Consider the following 18,246-nt stretch of genomic DNA (forward strand, 5'->3'; position numbering starts at 1 on the left):
CTTTTCCTTCGCTTTCCTAACGCGGCCAGCTACTTGGACAAAACCCGCACAGTGCGTGGTTCTTTTGTCCAATTGGGGCTTCTAACTAGACAAATCACTTGGGAACCGGGGGGCTTTTGTCCAATTAGGACATCATCCAATAACTTGGCTGTTCTCGAAACCTGCACGCTTTTACTGGAAAGACTGCCGTGAAAGGTTGCCGTTCCATTGACAGTGGCATTTTGTGAAACAATGTTTCCTTTAAAAGCCGCTATTCCATTGGATTCCAGGTTTTTACACTGGATCTCGCCGTTCACTGTTCCTTTTCCATTCACGATGACATCGCCAAAAGTCCCGCCGTTCGAGGATGCGACTCCGTTTATAACAAGATTTCCCACTTTTGCCCGCCTCCTATAGCCATTTTCCTTTTAATTCTGCCGATAACTCCATCAGATCAAGGTTGACAATCACTTTTGCTTCACGATCAAATAAAATGTCTTCCGCTTTTTTTGTCAAAAAGCAGGTGGAAACGCCGAACTTCCGGATCAGCCATACCTTTGTGCCTTCTGTTGCAAAAGATTTTTCCGCATCCTGCAAGAGCCGCACCAGCATTTTCCCTTCCTCAAGGGAAATCTCCCCGCCGTGCAGAAGTTTTTCCAATAAAAAAATGGCGAGCACTTCTTCAAATGGAAAAGCCTGTTCTTGCGCCTGCGTTTGTTCCATGTAAAAATGGAGTACAAAATCGGAAACAATGCCCCGTTTCAGCATGTCTGCCTTGCTGATCCGTTGCCCGCCGCCCGGTGCAAACATTTCGGCAAGCTCATCAAGCGAAAGGTTTTCTTTCATCGCCTGGATTTTTTCAATGCGCTCCAAAATGCGTTCGCGGGGGAAAAAGGTTTCCTGCCCGGTAAACGTGGATTTGCGGATAAACCAGTCTTCCGGAATCAGGTTTTTCCGTTTCCACCGGTATAATTGCCCATAGGAGATGCCGGTTTGTTCGAGCAGATCTTTTTTGGAGATTAAATCTTCATCCATTTTTGCCACTCCTTTGCCGCTTTTAATATAACATAACACTGTTGCGCTGTAAACAAGAAAGCAAATTTAGAAAATTTCATCTTAACGGGGCCAAAATATGGTATAGTTATATCTATACATAGGATGGATGTTCAGAAAGGAAGAAAAACATGATTGCGGAAGAATTCAAAAGGATGCTCGGCCAGAAATCGGTCATCCGGGAGATTGCTGAATACGGGGCAGTACGGGCGAAGGAAATCGGGTCTGAAAATGTTTTTGACTACAGCCTTGGCAATCCGAGCGTGCCGGTCCCACAAGCTTTTACCGAAAAACTCGTGGAACTTGCGCAAAACCCGGCGGTGCACGGCTACAGCCCGAGTCTTGGGATTGATCCGGTCCGTGAAAAAATTGCGGATTCCTTAAAACGGCGGTTTGGCCTGCCGTACCGGAAAGAACATATTTTTATGGCTACAGGGGCAGCCGGCGCCATTGCACACGCGTTAAGGGCGGTAACCGTGCCGGGAGATGAAGTGCTCACGTTTGCGCCGTATTTTCCTGAATACGTGCCGTACGTCAATCAAACGGGCGCGGTGTTAAAAGTCGTTCCCGCTGATACGGAAAATTTTCAAATTCATTTTGACGCGTTCCGCCGGATGATTTCGCCCAAAACGGCAGCCGTTTTAATCAACACGCCGAACAATCCTTCAGGCGCTGTCTATTCGGAAGCCACGATCCGGGAATTGGCGCAGATTTTGCAGGAAAAAGAGCGGGAATTCGGGCATGAGATTTATATCATCACAGATGAACCGTACAGGGAAATTGTGTTCAAGGATGTAGAGGCTCCGTACGTTGCAAAATATCATCCGTACACGATTACATGCTACTCTTTCAGCAAGTCGCTGTCACTGCCAGGCGAGCGGATCGGGTATGTAGCCGTGAACCCGGACTGCCCGGATGCGGAATTGATTGTCAATATGTGCGGCCAGATCTCACGCGGCATCGGCCACAACTGCCCGCCGTCGATCATCCAGCTCACTGTTGCCGAAGTGCTGGACATCACGGCGGATCTTTCAGTCTATGAAACCAACATGAATATTTTGTACGATACCTTGACCGATATGGGTTTTTCCATCACAAAGCCAGGTGGTACATTCTACATGTTTCCGAAAGCCTTGGAAGAGGATGCTGTGGCATTTTGCAAAAAAGCACTTGAATATGACCTGCTGCTCGTTCCTTCTGATACGTTTGGTGTTCCGGGCTACTTCCGGATTGCCTACTGCATCCCGACAGAGAAAGTGAAACGGTCGCTTGAAGCGTTCAAGAAACTGGCAAATGAATATCAGCAATGAAGCATTGGCCTGTCCGCCGTATTTCGTGTAAAAACAGACTAAAGTTTTCAAACTGGAGCCAAGCCGACGATTGCAGCCGGCAATAAAATAACAATGTTTCGCGCAAAATAAAGTGGACCTAACCTCAAAGCCATGCATCTATTTGCATGGCAGCTGCATTTTTTCAGAATGCGGTTCAACAGCCCAAATGGAAACCGGGCGTGCATAGAGAGAGGCAGGTTATGATTTTGAGATCATGGAGTCTAAATACTTGATGATCTCTTCTTTGTTTCCGGAGACGGATTCTTCCCTAAGCTGGTCTTTCTTCAATTTTTCGTGTGCTTTGTGCAATATTTTTTCTCCTTTTTCTGCCGGCACCACCACCACTCCGTCCGCATCGCCCACGATGATGTCCCCGGGATTTACGGCTACTCCCCCGCAGGAAATGGGGACGTTTATTTCGCCAACACCGCTTTTTCCGCTGGCTGCCACAGTTGTGCCCCTGCAAAAAACAGGATAGTTCAGTTTTATAACACCATCTATATCACGAATAACGCCGTCCACAACAATCCCGCTTATGCCCAAAGTTTTTGCCATCCCGACCACAAAGTCGCCGGCAATGGCTCTGTACTCGTCTCCTTTTGCGTCCACTACAAGAACATCGCCGGGTTGTGCATTTCTAATGGCTTTTAAGACGGCTAAATTGTCACCCACCGGCATTTTAACAGTAAAAGCTTTGCCGCAGAGAAAATAGGACGATTTCAATGGCTTAATCCGCGGGTGCAAGTTATTCAAACCATCCATAGCATCTGATATGCAGGTGGCAGGAATGGAACGGAATGCTTCTACTAATGCATCCATAGCTGAACCTCTCTTCCTTTAAGACTCGTTTTATGTATACTATACTGAAATAGAGAAAAAAATGAAAATAAAAAATTGTTATACCCATTCATAACAAAAATGAATAGGCGGGGAAAAGAAAACGGCAAGACACCGCCATTCACAGTGCCTCACCGTTTTTCAGTGCCCTCTGCCTGGGAAGAGGGGGAGTATTTTACTCGTACACCGCCTCAAACTCTGCTTTGTAGCTTGCAAAGTCCTGTTTGTTAAACAATGGCAAATACAGCCCGATGTTCATCAGTTCGTCGCCGCCGTAAATGTTGCCTGTTTCAATATGCCGGTAGTTTTTGTCCGGGTCAAGGCCTGCCAGTTTTAATATTTTCACCGGGCCGGCTGCTTCAGACAGTACGTTGAAAAAATAGGCAATGGTATGTTTCCGGTCCGGCGAGACAAATTGCCAGGCGGCGCTGTTGCCTTCAAAAGGGCTTATCAGGCGGTAAAACTGGCCAAACTGGAACAATTGACGGTGTGCTTTGTAAAATGCAATCTGCTCCCGGATCACCGCTTTTTCATCTTCCGTGCATTTTGTCAAATCCAACTCATAGCCGAAATTGCCGCCCATTGCCACGTCACCGCGCGTCGATAGCGGCGTAACCCGGCCGGTTTGGTGGTTCGGAACGGCCGAAACATGCGCGCCCATGGTAACCGGCGGATAGGCGAGGCTTGTGCCGTACTGGATTTTCAGCCGGTCGGCCGCATCGGTATTATCGCTCGTCCACGTTTGCGGCATATAATACAGCATGCCCGGATCAAAACGCCCGCCGCCGCCGGAACAGCTTTCAAACAAAATGTCAGGGTAACGCGACGTCAACTTTTCTAAAAAGTCATACAGCCCGAGCATATAGCGGTGGGCGGTTTCTTCCTGGTTTTCCGGTTCCAGCAGGGCGGAATGGACTTCTGTCATATGGCGGTTCATATCCCATTTGATATAATCGACATGGACATGATCCAGAATATCCGTCATCTGCCGGAAAATATTTTCGCGCACATCCCCGCGGCTAAAATCGAGCACATATTGGGAGCGCCCTTCGGAAATCCCGCGGCCCGGAATTTGCAATGCCCAGTCCGGATGTTCACGGAAAAGGTCACTGTCCCGCGAAACCATTTCCGGTTCAAACCAGAGCCCGAATTTCAAGCCGCGTTTATGGATTTCTTCCGCCAGATTTTTGATCCCCATCCGGATTTTTCCGGCGTATTCATACCAGTCCCCTAAAGAACTGCGGTCATTGTCCCGGTGGCCGAACCAGCCGTCATCCAGCACAAACAGCTCAATGCCGAGCTTTTGCGCCTCGTCGGCGAGTTCAAGCAATTTTTGATCATGAAACCGGAAATAGGTCGCTTCCCAGTTGTTGATCAACACCGGGCGTTCCGCATCTTTATGTTTGCCGCGCAAAAGATGGCGGCGGTAGAGCGTGTGAAACGTTTGCGACATCCCGTTCAGCCCGTCTCTGCTGTATGCCATCACTGCTTCAGGGGAATAAAAAGTGTCACCCGGCTGCAACGCCCAGCTGAACCCGAAATCATTCAGCCCGATCCCGAGACGCACCTGGCCGAACTGGTCCTGCTGCACAATTCCGGCAAAATTGCCGCTGTAAACGAGGTTCACCGCATATGCTTCACCTTGGAATTCCGTTGTTTCAGGCCGGACAAGCGCCAAAAAAGGATTTTCCTGGTGGCTGCTGGCGCCGCGTTTGCTGTCTACACGCCTGATCCCGTCCGTTACCGTTTCTCTTTTGATTTGCCGTTCGCGTTTATGGGCGCCGGGGAGATGCAACAGCTCAAAACGTCCGGCCGGGAAATCGACATTCAGGCTCATCAAACGTTCAATCCGAACAGGCTTGTTTCCGCCGTTTGTCAGCACAGCCGCGCGGGAAATCGCCGGCAAGTCGCGAAAGATGGTGTATAAAAGCGTTAATTGAAGGCCTGTGAGTTTGTCTTCCAGCATGATTTTCAATGTTTCGGCTTCATTTGGATTGGCAAAAGTAGCGGGAAGTCCGGGAAGCGCCGGCTTGCCTTTTAAAATGTCATACGCCCGGTAGCGGAAGTCCGTGACCGTTGACCCGTCCGCATGCCGGATAACATGCGCCGGCTCACGGAAATCGCCGTTGCCGTATCCCGGGAATTCCTGCAGCACCGTATCCAGTGAAAATTTGCGGTCTTTTGCACCGGGCGGGTTCGGGGAAAAACTGCGGCCGATGCGGGGATAGGCGCGCCCCCCGTGGTAGGCCCTGACCGGCGCTCCCCAATACAGATGTTCAACGCAGCCGAATGCATCCACTTGTAAGAGGTAACTCACTTCATCATTTTGCAAATGGAAAGTTTTCGTTTGTTCATCAAATGTAATCATCCATCTTCCTCCTTCAATAAAATGCAGAGGCCATTTTCAGTTATACTGCTGAAGTTGGAATGGCCGGGGCATTCCGATTTTGTTCAATATTATACATATGGGATAAAGCAATGGCACATCTGCTTTACCTCCGGAATCCGTTTACACTAATATCATTTTAGTATTTGCACCGGGCCTTGTCACTTGATTTGTAGAGAAGCTGTCCGGGCACATTCGTATCCCAAAAATGCAGCGCCCTTTCCTAGGAAAAATTTGGCATAAAAAAGTTAGCGCCGGGATATTGCATTCTTGTGCTGGCGTTGTAAAATGGCTATTATTAAAAGTAGATGAGAAATATTTTGTTCACATTTACACAATGGAGCTGATGATGATGCGGGAAACCATTTCAAAAGAAAATATCCGGGAAAGAGTGCGCGACATTGTGTTGAACGATTTCGATGATGACCCTTCGGAAATAAAGGACGACACCCTTTTTGTCGATGATCTCGGTGCGGACTGGATTGATCTATCAGAGCTGGCTGTGGAGTTATCGGATGAATTTGATCTCGATATAGAGGAAGATGAAATCAATAAGCTCGTTTCCATTGAAAAAGCAACAGATTATATATATGAAAAACAGCGAAAATGCCGTGAACATCTGGCAATCAAACTGCCGAGAATACTGGAAATGAGAAAGCAAAACAAGGCCCGTGGATAAGCCGAGAACACGGGCCTTGTTTTTGCTTACGGGGTGGTGCCGGTGCGCAATGCACATTTGCAAACCGCTTTTTTTCCATTATACTATTACAAGGCAGTGAAACGCCCCGTTTTTTGAATATAAGAACTTTACACATCAAATGTGTTGAGATATTCGTTTTTCATTGGAAGGAGAGATTGGATTGGCCATTTTGCAAGGGGAATCATTGATAACGGAAATCCGCGGCCTGGATGCAAAAGGTTCCGGGCAGGCGGTTGTCTGGCGTGAAAATGAACTTGGCAACGCGAAAAAATTAAAACTGACCATTCCGCGTACGCTTCCGGGGGAGAAAGTGCGCGTCACCGTGGACCAGCCGGAAAAAAGAAGAAGAAAGGCACTGCCGGAAGAAATTCTCGAAGCCCATCCGGAAAGGGTGGCGCCAATGTGCCCGCACTTTGACCGGTGCGGTGGCTGTGTCTGGCAGCACTGGGCATACGAGGGCCAGTTAAAGCAAAAAACTGCCCATGTAAAAGAAGCCATTGCCGCACAAGGCTTTGACCCGGCGCTTGTCCGTGATACGATCGGCATGGACAATCCCTGGCACTACCGCAATAAAATGGAATTTACATTTGCCCCGGACGGATCGCTCGGCCTGCATGAGCAAGGGAATTTCCGGAAAGTGATTCCGCTTGAAACCTGCCTGATTGCCGGAAAAGAAATGGTGGGTGGCGCGATGGAAGTGGCCGCATGGGTAAAAGGACATGGCTTAAAAGGCTATGACAAAGATGCGCACGAAGGCCTCTTACGCCACTTAATGGTGCGCCAGTCTTTTGTAACAGGGGAAATGATGCTCGCCCTGTTTGCAACAAAAGCGCCGGACGGGGAGCTGGCTGAAGCGGCCCGCGATTTGGCAGAACGGATCACCGGCAAATTCCCGCAAGTAAAAAGCCTGCTCTGGCTCGAAAATACCGATTGGGCAGACCGGACACAGGCGGAAAAAACACATGTCCTCTCCGGACGTGATTTTATTTACGATGAAATGGATGGTTACCGTTACCGGATATGGTTCGATACATTTTTCCAAACCAACCCAGTACAGGCACAGAAACTCGTCGATCTTGCGCTTGAAATGGGTCGGCCGGAGAAAGCGGAAAAAATGATTGACCTGTTCTGCGGCGTCGGCACATTCTCGCTGCCGTTTGCGGACCGTGTCAGGGAACTTGCCGGCATTGAAATTGTTGAATCCTCGATCGAATCGGCAAAACGGAATGCAAAAGACAATGGCATTTCAAACACATATTTCCTTGCCAAAGACGCACGCAAAGGGATTGATGAAGTGCTGGAAAGCTTCGGCAACCCGGAACTGTTGCTCCTCGATCCCCCGCGTTCCGGCGCCGGCGGCAAAGTCATGCGCAAAATCGGCCGGGCAAAACCTGCGCGCATTGTCTATGTCTCCTGCAACCCGGACACATTTGCAACGGATATAAAAGAACTCGAACCGTTTGGCTACAAACTGACTGCCGTCCAGCCGGTGGACTTGTTTCCGCATACGGTGCATGTGGAGTGTGTGGCGCATTTGGTTTTAGATGTGTAAACAGCAACGATAAAAAGCCCTGATTTTGTGAAAATCACCTTTCCAAAATCAGGGCGATTTTTTATTCAAAATCAAAAATCTCCAATAGCCGGCTTATTACCGGGACTATAATGAATATTTATGATTTGTAATAAAATTTTCCGAATTTTTCTTTCCAATGAGGTAAAATAAAGCTGGAGATAATGAGCGAAACATTGCTATTTTGTTACCGGTTGCAAAAGCAATCAGGATGTAAAATGGATAACAAAGCCATTGGCGGCTAAGGTTTTGGGTGAAAAAACGGGACAGCGGATAACCTGGACATACTTGCTTTTTGCTATGCCGGGAAAATATCGTCCCAGATGTTTTAGGAAATGATGCTAGTATAGTTTCATGGACACCCTTTAGTGAAATATAATATTAACGAAGGGATGTGTCCTGATATGGGTAACACAAGCGAAAAACGTAAAAGTTATCATGCTGAATTTAAAGAAATGGTGGTTGAGCTTTATCAAACTGGAACACCAGTAAAACAGATCTGCAGCGAATATGGCCTGTCTGAAACGACAATCTACAAATGGATCAGAAAACAAAAACCGGTTAAGCTGGATGACGGGAGCTCTTTTACCCCGGAAGAATTTCTGAACCTGCAAAAAGAATTGCACCGGCTGAAAGAGGAAAACGAAATCTTAAAAAAAGCTATGGCCATATTCGCAAAGAAGTAGATCAAACCACTGTTATATCCATGATTGACGAGATAAGAGCCAAACACCATTATGACCTTAAAACCATGTGTACGGTCCTTGACGTGCCGAGAAGTACCTACTATCAATCCAAACAAAAAAAGAGTCAAAAACAAAACGGGAAAACCGGGAGTTGACAGACAGAATACGAAAAATCCATACGGAAAGCAAGCAGAGGTACGGAGCGCCGAAGATCCGCCATATGCTTGAAAAAGAAGGGCTCAAAGTCAGCCTGAAACGGGTTCAGCGTTTGATGAAGGCTGCAGGCATTTATTCCATTATCAGAAAAAAGTACCGTCCCCATTCCAATAAGGGCAAGATGGAAGAACACGATAACCTGCTGAACCAGGACTTCTCAACGACAACCATCAACGAGAAATGGGTTACGGATATTACGTACATTCATACTTTGAGAGACGGTTGGTGCTACCTGGCTTCCGTAATGGATTTACATTCCAGAAAGATTGTCGGTTACGCTTTTGACCGCCACATGACGACTGAACTGGCTTTAAAGGCAGTAGAAAACGCTTATCAGGCACAACGTCCAGGTCCGGGATTGATCTTGCATTCTGATTTGGGATCCCAGTATACAAGCGAGAAATTTGCAGAATACATGGAAAAGAAGCAGTTCAAACACTCCTTCAGTAAAAAAGGTTGCCCATACGATAACGCCTGCATTGAGTCTTTCCATGCAATTCTGAAAAAGGAAGAGATCTACAGAGTCAACTATTTGAACTTTCAAGCTGCCAGAAGAGCCTTATTCGAATTTATAGAAGGCTGGTACAATCGGAAACGGATTCATAGCTGCTTGGGCTATATGACGCCACAAGAGACAGAAGACAGTATCAAAGGGGCAGCGTAGTGCTCTTCACAATTTTACAAGCATCCGCTTTACATGGAGTGGCGGGTGTGGCAGGCTTGTTTGCCATGCGAAAGAAATCATTGCCCCTTTCGCCCTTCGCATAACACCACGCCCGCAGAGGCTCCATGTCAAGCGACCAGCAGTCATGAAAAATATGGCATGAGATCAAAATTAAATTTCACTTATTGGTGTCCAAAATATTGACTTAAATCCACTTAGTCGCCAGGCCAGAGATCTTAAACAGTGATCAGGGCAGCCATTTTACCAGTCCCAAATACACGGATCTGGTGCTTGAGAACACGATTAAAATCAGCATGGACGGCAAAAAAAGAGCCCTTGACAATATCATTACCGAAAGGCTTTGGCGAACCATCAAGTATGAGGAAGTATATTTAAAAGAATACAATTCCCCTAGAGAAGCAAGGAAAGAGATTGGTAACTTTATACAATTCTATAATCACGAAAGACTCCATCAGGCCCTGGGCTATAAGACTCCTGCCTCCGTTTATGGCCTTTGAGTGATTCATCCTTCGGGTAGAGGATACTTCTCCGGGGGTGTTGTGTCAAGGGTTCGGCAAAGCCCTCGCTACACTCGCCCTTGACACAACACCCCCGGAGAAGGAAAAATAAAGCAGGATGAATCACTCCAAAAAATGTGAACTGTCCACTAACTGCCTCCAATGAGCATCCTCACGCTCTATTAGTCAGTATCTGTTTTTCAGATTCTGCCCCACCTTAAAAATTTTAAATTTGTGTCTTGACGATGGGGTCCACCTTAGAATAACGGTCTATGATGATAAACTAACTATTGAATTTAAATCTGGTGTAGAAGTAGATGTATAAACATAACCTACATGAATGACCCCCATTCAGGAGATATATTTATTCTCTTGATTGGTGGTTTTCTTCTTATTGACTAGAATTGGTAAAAGGTATATAATCTTATTAACAATGTTGTTAATATTGTTATTGATAAGGAGATGACAACATGGGTGATGTTAATGAGTTACTAGAACAAGCTATTAAGGAAACTGAAAACTTGAATGAAGGTGAAGTCTTTCTTGTCAAAGATCTGTTCAAGGGTTATGTATGGAATAGAATACCCAGAAAGGATCGACTTCTGCTTGGGACTTTATTTTTAAACTACGTAAATAAAATAGAAGGTAATATAAAGGCAATTGAAAAGACGTCATCTAACCAGCAGAGGTATCAGAAGGTTTGAGGATATAGCAAAACTATTGTGAAGGGCAATAAAAAACTATAAATTATATTAGGGTGTATGGGGTGGATGCTTTGCTTAATTTAAGGCAATTAGTAGAAGACTTTTTCTTACTTGTGCAGTCTAATAGTATTGAAATTTATAATGAGTTTAGCCTCCAGCATGAGCTGGGGATATTCTTACGTGATAAGCTTCCGGACTATCGTATTCAATTTGAAAGAAATGTGTCATATTTCACACCAGATATCAAAACTATTAAGAAGGAAATAGATATTACTATATTTAATGAAGACAAATCTGAGAAGTATGCCATTGAACTTAAGTGTCCATTAAATGGCCAGTATCCAGAACAGATGTATTCATTCGTAAAGGATATTAAATTCATGGAAGAACTTAAGAGCCGAGGATTTACTAAAACAGCTACTGTTACTCTTGTTTCTGATAGGTCTTTCTATGAAGGACGTAACAATGAAGGCATTTATAAGTTTTTTAGAGAAGAATATTCTGTTTACGGAAGTATTTTTAAGCCAACCGGCGTAGGAAAAAATAAAGATTACATTACGTTATCAGGTAGATATAATTTTATCTGGCAGGCCTTAAACAAGGGTCGTAAATATTACATAATCGAGATTTGAAGTAGTTAGGGGGACATGCAGATGGCTTTGCTTCAAGATGAATTAAAAATAAGAAAGATTCATGAATTACTTCATATGAAATTAACTTTACCATCATATCAGCGTCCGTATAGTTGGAGTGTGAAGTCTGCAAATACGCTTTTTCAAGATACTTATAATGCATACCATGAAGGTTTACAAGAATATAGAATTGGCTCAGTAATTTTACATAAAGAAAATGAAAAATATAATATTGTCGATGGCCAACAACGACTGACAACTCTTTCGATTCTTCTATACTGTTTAGGTGAGAAAAATCTGGGGTTATTACAAGAAAAATACAATCAATTGTCTAAGAGCCTCTGCCAAAATAAAAATATACCCTTGAGCGAGGCTCTGGAAAATTAATTATCCCGATTTTTTTGCCTTTTCATCCAGATTTTCAATTCAATAGAAGTAAAACGGTCATTTTTCTTCAAAAAAAGGGCATACGTATCCCGCCTTCACAAAATGGTTTTTTTCACTACCCTTTGTGGAAAGAAAACGTTCATTTGAGTTATTCACATATCCACCTGTGAATAACTTAATTTGCTCTTTGCAGTCGATTGCGTGTCCATCCACAATTGGCCTTTCCTGTCTGATGGTACGCCATATTTGCCATGATATGCATAGATATCATGCATCGATCTACATGAGCTTCAACTGCCTGTTTCCCACGCTTGTGAACACGACGGAGACTGTATCTGTTTATTGCAAAATTAAAGTGCAGAGATGTGCAAAATTTCTATGCAAATGGTTATGCAGAGGGGCTTTACATGGAGGGGTAGCCATGATAACCTGTTTGGGTTTGCCAAATCTGTTACAGCTGGCCGCTTGGCAAAAGAATCATGGCTGCAGAGGCTCCATGTCAAGCCCTTAATAGCGAGAATTCAGATTGAATTTTTATGCGGTATAAACGAATTTATATACTGCAATACTCTGCACTTTTTTCTTGCAAAAAACATGTATCCGTCTTTTAGAATGCCAAAGATTCTTTCGATGATCGTCCTGGCACTATATAACACTTCAAATGTGCGCCCATGTTGCGGCAACTCGACATCTACTTGAGGCGTTTGATCAAAGTCTATCCTAAATACTCTTCCTTGTGCTGCCCCATTACAACATTCCGCGTGATTCGCTAGCGGGCAGGTGAGACCTTCTTGCTTGGCATTTGGATGAAATACAGGACAAGTGTAAATATATTGCCCCTTTTCCCGATCAGATCCTCTAAGTTCCATTTTATGTCCACTGATACAGATGGGAGTGCCGTACCGGTTGATTTTTTCAATCCCCCGGGCGGTAGTTGGTTTATCTTTACGGTTCCGTGGATTGATCGGTGCCACCAATTTCGCCTGTAATACATCCTTTGTCACTTTTTGATTTTCCGGCGTTTGGTAGATTCCATCTGCCAGGATAAAGCTCAACTGCTCAGCCATCTCGGGGTGCTCTGTCTTAAACGTTTCCAATGTCGGTTCTAATGTTTTCCCATCGGGTGTATTTCCTTTAAATACTTCCCGCGTCAAAGGCAAACCGGATCTCACCCCGCATACCATTGATAATTTATGCGCAATATAGGAGACTGCATTACTTTTACGCATTACCCCTACATTGTCGTCCGTAAGGACTTTGGGGCAATCGCAATCACCCTCACAAGAACACGTCTTCCTTGTTTTATTCAAGGTTGCTTCTGCCTCTATATGCGATGTATCCACGGCGGCTGCTTCCTCATTCGTTTCAACCACGCCTTCCCCTTTATTATATTCAACAACCAATAGCCGGGCTTTTTCCCAAAGACCATTTGTTGTCATGATTTGATCAAAACGAGCAAAGGAACGGTAGCTCGGAATTTTCTCCGTAAATCCACACATGGTGGCAAATAGCGGGTTTGATTTCACTTGCAAATAGACACTCTCCACCATCACTTCAATATACTGTAAAGAGGCCAGTTCAAAAGCACGAAAAAAGGGCATGAAAGGATGCGGTTTTCTCCCAGTGGAAGGGAGATGAAATAATGAAGACGCAGACTTGTCTTCTTCCTCCGTTATTGAAAATAGTGCCGGTTGTATTTCATTAGAAGGATCATGTGCTCTTTCATTTTTTAGGTGCAAATATAAAAGGGTGTAGTATTCTCGTTCAATCGGCTTAAAAATCTCCCATGGGAAACACATGGCTGGAATGACAAATGGTATATCGGCATAGTCTTGCCAATTGTGGGGAATCAAATTTTGTTGTATTGAAAAGTCTCTGGTTTGTGTTAGAATAGAAATAGTCATGAAATCACTCCCTGGATATTTGGTCGTACTTATATCTTAACAAAGGAGTGGCTTTCATGGCTCTTTTTTTTCAAAAAAAATCATCCTTTTCCGTTTTACAATATTTACCACAGGAATGAGTAGCTTAATCTATTGAAACCCGCCCAAAACCGACCAAAATGGAAAAATTTAGACACTTATCATAAATAAATTTACCCCATTAAAATCAAAAACTCACAATTTCTTTTTACATTTGTCACAATGTTCCTACAAACGTCTTCTTTCTTTAGTGGAATAAATCAACGACCTTTAATTGTCTGACTGCTTACAGTTTCAGGGGATATAGCATTTTGGCAAGGGCTCTCAAAAAAAATCATCCTTTTCCGTTTTACAATATTTACCACAGGAATGAGTAGCTTAATCCATTGAAAACCGAACAAAGTGGAAAAATTTAGACACTTATAATAAATAAATTTACCCCATTAAAATCAAAAACTCACAATTTCTTTTTACATTTGTCATAATATTCCTACAAACGTCTTTTTTCTTTAGTGGAATAAATCAACGACCTGTAATCCCACATTTCGCACGTCTTAAATAAAATTCATTTTAATTTTTGAATGAACTATATTTAAACATTTTGGTGAGATGATATCTTCTTATTTTTGAGGAATTTTCGATAAAGTTCTATTGAATTCGACATTCTTTTCATGAATTCCTCCTGTTGTGTGTTATTCGCCTTTGTTTTCGACATTTTTTGACACGTATATTGATAGATCATACCCGCATAATTCAATGATTTTTTTGGCTTGTGAATCAATATTATCGGGTAAGAGCCTTAATTTTTGTCGATTTTGATTTATAAGGATCACGGTGATATCTTCTAATTGCTCTAACAATGCTTGACCTGTGGGTTGATAGAGTTTCCTTTTTCCTTTCAAGATTAGAGATAGGTTCTTTTCTTTCAGTTCTTTTCTAACTCGATATTCTAAAATTCCATAGATTAATAAAGCCATCACATACACAATCCCTAAGGCCTCAACCCTTTCCGGGGTTTTCAAGTAAATGGCATCAATCATTTGTGAATCTTTGATTAATCGGAAACGGGTCTCAACGGCCGACTGTCCTTTATAAACCCTCAAAACTTCTTGATTGGATAGTGTCTCCTCGTCTAATTTATTTGTGATTAAAACAAAAGTGCTGAGCATTCTTTTCTTATTTTCGATAAAATCATGATCTTTTTCAAACGATTCCAGTTGTATCTGATAGATTTGTTCTCGTTTTGTCTGTTCGTCCTTTTTAGGTCTTCCTCTCTTTTTTCGTTTGATAGGTTGATCACTCATCTGGACGTTTAGTTTATAACAGAAATATGAAGCCTTTTGTTTTTTCTTAAAAGATTGAATTGCTTCTAGTGCGTCCTCTTTACAATGAAAGATAACTTTACTTAGTTTTTCTATCTCTTTTTTTAATTTTATTTCTTCCTTTTCGATCGCCCGATTTAGGGTTTTCTCTTTTCGTTGATCTAAATTGTTTGAGTGGACAACAAGAAACCGGTAAGGAAGGTTTTGAATTTGTCTTTCAAAAGCTTGAATTTGGTAAATAGCTGCGTCTTTTTTATTGCTAAGTGAGCCTACCCTTTCCCAGTTATTGAGCAACCATGCCTCTTTCTTTAGTTCTGTGCTTAAACCGAATGTATCAGGTAAACGGGAAATAAACGATAAATTTTGTTGTTGAATTTCCGCTAGATTTTCCGTTGTGATTAATGCAGAATCGGCTTGATAAATGAGATTTTTCCAATCTTCATGGGAAAGGATTTTTCTCATCTTTTGAATGAATTCCACATTCCAAGATTTATCCGAAGTATTCCCATTTTCTACTTTTGCAAGAATAGGAATTCGTTCAGGTGTGACCCCCATCCCCAGAACGATTTGTTTTAAGTCAGGCCTATGGGCCTTACTATACCCGTACGTAATTTGCAGTCCATCTTCCTTCGGTTGTTTATATTCACCGTAAACAGAAATTGATGTTGTATCGTTATGGAGTACACCAATAGGAAGATTCAATTTTTTTAAGAGCCCTTGCCAAAATGCTATATCCCCTGAAACTGTAAGCAGTCAGACAATTAAAGGTCGTTGATTTATTCCACTAAAGAAAAAAGACGTTTGTAGGAACATTATGACAAATGTAAAAATAAATTGTGAGTTTTTGATTTTAATGGGGTAAATTTATTTATTATAAGTGTCTAAATTTTTCCACTTTGGTCGGTTTTGGGCGGGTTTCAATAGATTAAGCTACTCATTCCTGTGGTAAATATTGTAAAACGGAAAAGGATGATTTTTTTTGAAAAAAAAGAGCCATGAAAGCCACTCCTTTGTTAAGATATAAGTACGACCAAATATCCAGGGAGTGATTTCATGACTATTTCTATTCTAACACAAACCAGAGACTTTTCAATACAACAAAATTTGATTCCCCACAATTGGCAAGACTATGCCGATATACCATTTGTCATTCCAGCCATGTGTTTCCCATGGGAGATTTTTAAGCCGATTGAACGAGAATACTACACCCTTTTATATTTGCACCTAAAAAATGAAAGAGCACATGATCCTTCTAATGAAATACAACCGGCACTATTTTCAATAACGGAGGAAGAAGACAAGTCTGCGTCTTCATTATTTCATCTCCCTTCCACTGGGAGAAAACCGCATCCTTTCATGCCCTTTTTTCGTGCTTTTGAACTGGCCTCTTTACAGTATATTGAAGTGATGGTGGAGAGTGTCTATTTGCAAGTGAAATCAAACCCGCTATTTGCCACCATGTGTGGATTTACGGAGAAAATTCCGAGCTACCGTTCCTTTGCTCGTTTTGATCAAATCATGACAACAAATGGTCTTTGGGAAAAAGCCCGGCTATTGGTTGTTGAATATAATAAAGGGGAAGGCGTGGTTGAAACGAATGAGGAAGCAGCCGCCGTGGATACATCGCATATAGAGGCAGAAGCAACCTTGAATAAAACAAGGAAGACGTGTTCTTGTGAGGGTAATTGCGATTGCCCCAGAGTCCTTACGGACGACAATGTAGGGGTAATGCGTAAAAGTAATGCAGTCTCCTATATTGCGCATAAATTATCAATGGTATGCGGGGTGAGATCCGGTTTGCCTTTGACGCGGGAAGTATTTAAAGGAAATACACCCGATGGGAAAACATTAGAACCGACATTGGAAACGTTTAAGACAGAGCACCCCGAGATGGCTGAGCAGTTGAGCTTTATCCTGGCAGATGGAATCTACCAAACGCCGGAAAATCAAAAAGTGACAAAGGATGTATTACAGGCGAAATTGGTGGCACCGATCAATCCACGGAACCGTAAAGATAAACCAACTACCGCCCGAGGGATTGAAAAAATCAACCGGTACGGCACTCCCATCTGTATCAGTGGGCATAAAATGGAACTTAGAGGATCTGATCGGGAAAAGGGGCAATATATTTACACTTGTCCTGTATTTCATCCAAATGCCAAGCAAGAAGGTCTCACCTGCCCGCTAGCGAATCACGCGGAATGTTGTAATGGGGCAGCACAAGGAAGAGTATTTAGGATAGACTTTGATCAAACGCCTCAAGTAGATGTCGAGTTGCCTCAACATGGGCGCACATTTGAAGTGTTATATAGTGCCAGGACGATCATCGAAAGAATCTTTGGCATTCTAAAAGACGGATACAGTCTCCGTCGTGTTCACAAGCGTGGGAAACAGGCAGTTGAAGCTCATGTAGATCGATGCATGATATCTATGCACATCATGGCAAATATGGCGTACCATCAGACAGGAAAGGCCAATTGTGGATGGACACGCAATCGGCTGCAAAGAGCAAATTAAGTTATTCACAGGTGGATATGTGAATAAATAAAATGAGCGTTTCCTTTCCACAAAGGGTAGTGAAAAAAACCCATTTTGTGAAGGCGGGATACGTATGCCCTTTTTTTGAAGGAAAATGACCGTTTTACTTCTATTGAATTGAAAATCTGGATGAAAAGGCAAAAAAACCGGGATAATTAATTTTCCAGAGCCTCGCTCAAGGGTATATTTTTATTTTGGCAGAGGCTCTAATGCTTTTAATGCAAGGGTGGAATATACTTTCCATGCTTCGGCTTTATACAAGTAATCTAATGCTCTTCCTAATGCATCATCATTTAATTGATCGGGTGAAACCGATGTATCGAAAAGCATCTCAGAATCTAGGTTTTGATAGAATTCATGAACCTTATAAAGGGGCTTGCCACTGCATAAAATGTTTAAGACAAGGGCTTTAATCCTTGTTCCGGGTGAGATATGACAACGGACAGAATCCCATTTGACTAAATCATTAATGGTTTTTTCGAGTTCTATTTCATCACACAGTTTAGATAAAAGTTGAGACGGCCCCACATGTAAGGTTAAAATTTGATCTGACATAAAAATTTCCTCGTCTTCCCCTAGTTTAGATAATCATTCAATTCTACAAAGAAGGAGAAAATTCCTTTAAAAAAATCTTAAAATGGAAAAATTTACGTGCGGAATATGCGTTTAATTGTCTGACTGCTTACAGTTTCAGGGGATATAGCATTTTGGCAAGGGCTCATAATAAATGGTTGACTTAAAATGGATATTCATTCATAATAACCATATAAAAGTTAAATGTATTTTTAACTTGAAGGAGGG

14 protein-coding genes and 2 pseudogenes are annotated in these 18,246 nt (G+C 42.9%); 9 read left to right on the plus strand and 7 right to left on the minus strand.

The window, feature by feature from the left end; translation table 11 throughout:
• Positions 1–29: 29 nt before the first annotated feature.
• The gene (locus NST20_RS03220) at positions 30–377 is read right to left on the minus strand and encodes a polymer-forming cytoskeletal protein (protein ID WP_258433157.1); all 348 of its coding nucleotides are present in this window, start codon (positions 375–377) and stop codon (positions 30–32) included.
• A 13-nt stretch (positions 378–390) separates the two neighbouring features.
• The gene (locus tag NST20_RS03225) at positions 391–1,014 is read right to left on the minus strand and encodes a YhbD family protein (RefSeq protein ID WP_013858555.1); all 624 of its coding nucleotides are present in this window, start codon (positions 1,012–1,014) and stop codon (positions 391–393) included.
• A gap of 149 nt (positions 1,015–1,163) precedes the next feature.
• Between NST20_RS03225 and NST20_RS03230 the strand changes: the two genes are divergently transcribed.
• Positions 1,164–2,342 (plus strand): pyridoxal phosphate-dependent aminotransferase, encoded by a 1,179-nt coding sequence (locus NST20_RS03230; RefSeq protein ID WP_342400062.1) that lies wholly within the window; start codon positions 1,164–1,166, stop codon positions 2,340–2,342.
• Between the two features lie 219 nt (positions 2,343–2,561).
• Here the strand turns inward: NST20_RS03230 and NST20_RS03235 are convergent, their stop codons facing one another.
• The gene (locus NST20_RS03235) at positions 2,562–3,182 is read right to left on the minus strand and encodes an RraA family protein (protein WP_017553165.1); all 621 of its coding nucleotides are present in this window, start codon (positions 3,180–3,182) and stop codon (positions 2,562–2,564) included.
• Positions 3,183–3,375: 193 nt separating this feature from the next.
• Positions 3,376–5,568 (minus strand): alpha-galactosidase, encoded by a 2,193-nt coding sequence (locus NST20_RS03240; RefSeq protein WP_342400063.1) that lies wholly within the window; start codon positions 5,566–5,568, stop codon positions 3,376–3,378.
• 370 nt (positions 5,569–5,938) lie between these two features.
• Here NST20_RS03240 and NST20_RS03245 point away from each other — a divergent pair, with 370 nt between their 5' ends.
• From NST20_RS03245 to NST20_RS03275, 7 genes and pseudogenes are all read left to right on the plus strand, one after another.
• The gene (locus NST20_RS03245; RefSeq protein WP_017553163.1) at positions 5,939–6,265 is read left to right on the plus strand and encodes an acyl carrier protein; all 327 of its coding nucleotides are present in this window, start codon (positions 5,939–5,941) and stop codon (positions 6,263–6,265) included.
• A gap of 181 nt (positions 6,266–6,446) precedes the next feature.
• The gene (gene rlmD / locus NST20_RS03250) at positions 6,447–7,838 is read left to right on the plus strand and encodes a 23S rRNA (uracil(1939)-C(5))-methyltransferase RlmD (protein ID WP_342400064.1); all 1,392 of its coding nucleotides are present in this window, start codon (positions 6,447–6,449) and stop codon (positions 7,836–7,838) included.
• 422 nt (positions 7,839–8,260) lie between these two features.
• Positions 8,261–9,422, plus strand: a pseudogene (locus tag NST20_RS03255) (IS3 family transposase).
• Positions 9,423–9,649: 227 nt separating this feature from the next.
• Positions 9,650–9,940: pseudogene (locus tag NST20_RS03260) on the plus strand (integrase core domain-containing protein); the annotation flags it as partial.
• Positions 9,941–10,410: 470 nt separating this feature from the next.
• Positions 10,411–10,644, plus strand: coding sequence for a single-stranded DNA-binding protein (locus tag NST20_RS03265; RefSeq protein ID WP_017554272.1), 234 nt, complete (start codon positions 10,411–10,413; stop codon positions 10,642–10,644).
• Positions 10,645–10,706: 62 nt separating this feature from the next.
• Positions 10,707–11,276: a hypothetical protein gene (locus NST20_RS03270; protein ID WP_061574998.1), complete on the plus strand. Its 570-nt coding sequence runs from the start codon at positions 10,707–10,709 to the stop codon at positions 11,274–11,276.
• Positions 11,277–11,297: 21 nt separating this feature from the next.
• Positions 11,298–11,663, plus strand: a complete 366-nt coding sequence (locus tag NST20_RS03275) for a DUF262 domain-containing protein (RefSeq protein WP_342400065.1) — start codon at positions 11,298–11,300, stop codon at positions 11,661–11,663.
• A gap of 521 nt (positions 11,664–12,184) precedes the next feature.
• Here the strand turns inward: NST20_RS03275 and NST20_RS03280 are convergent.
• Together NST20_RS03280 and NST20_RS03285 are read right to left on the minus strand one after the other, a co-directional pair.
• Positions 12,185–13,567 (minus strand): transposase, encoded by a 1,383-nt coding sequence (locus NST20_RS03280; RefSeq protein WP_342399745.1) that lies wholly within the window; start codon positions 13,565–13,567, stop codon positions 12,185–12,187.
• A 710-nt stretch (positions 13,568–14,277) separates the two neighbouring features.
• Positions 14,278–15,660 (minus strand): IS1634 family transposase, encoded by a 1,383-nt coding sequence (locus tag NST20_RS03285; RefSeq protein ID WP_342400403.1) that lies wholly within the window; start codon positions 15,658–15,660, stop codon positions 14,278–14,280.
• A gap of 300 nt (positions 15,661–15,960) precedes the next feature.
• Between NST20_RS03285 and NST20_RS03290 the strand changes: the two genes are divergently transcribed.
• A complete protein-coding gene (locus tag NST20_RS03290) occupies positions 15,961–17,424 on the plus strand; it encodes a transposase (protein ID WP_342399897.1) in 1,464 nt (487 codons plus the stop codon).
• Positions 17,425–17,634: 210 nt separating this feature from the next.
• Here NST20_RS03290 and NST20_RS03295 read toward each other — a convergent pair whose 3' ends face one another.
• Entirely contained in the window at positions 17,635–18,000 is a 366-nt protein-coding gene (locus NST20_RS03295; protein ID WP_342399539.1) for a DUF4277 domain-containing protein, read from the minus strand.
• Positions 18,001–18,246 lie beyond the last annotated feature (246 nt).

Origin of the sequence: Weizmannia sp. FSL W8-0676 (assembly GCF_038593015.1) — a bacterium.
GTDB classification, from domain to species: Bacteria; Bacillota; Bacilli; order Bacillales; family Bacillaceae_C; genus Weizmannia; species Weizmannia coagulans.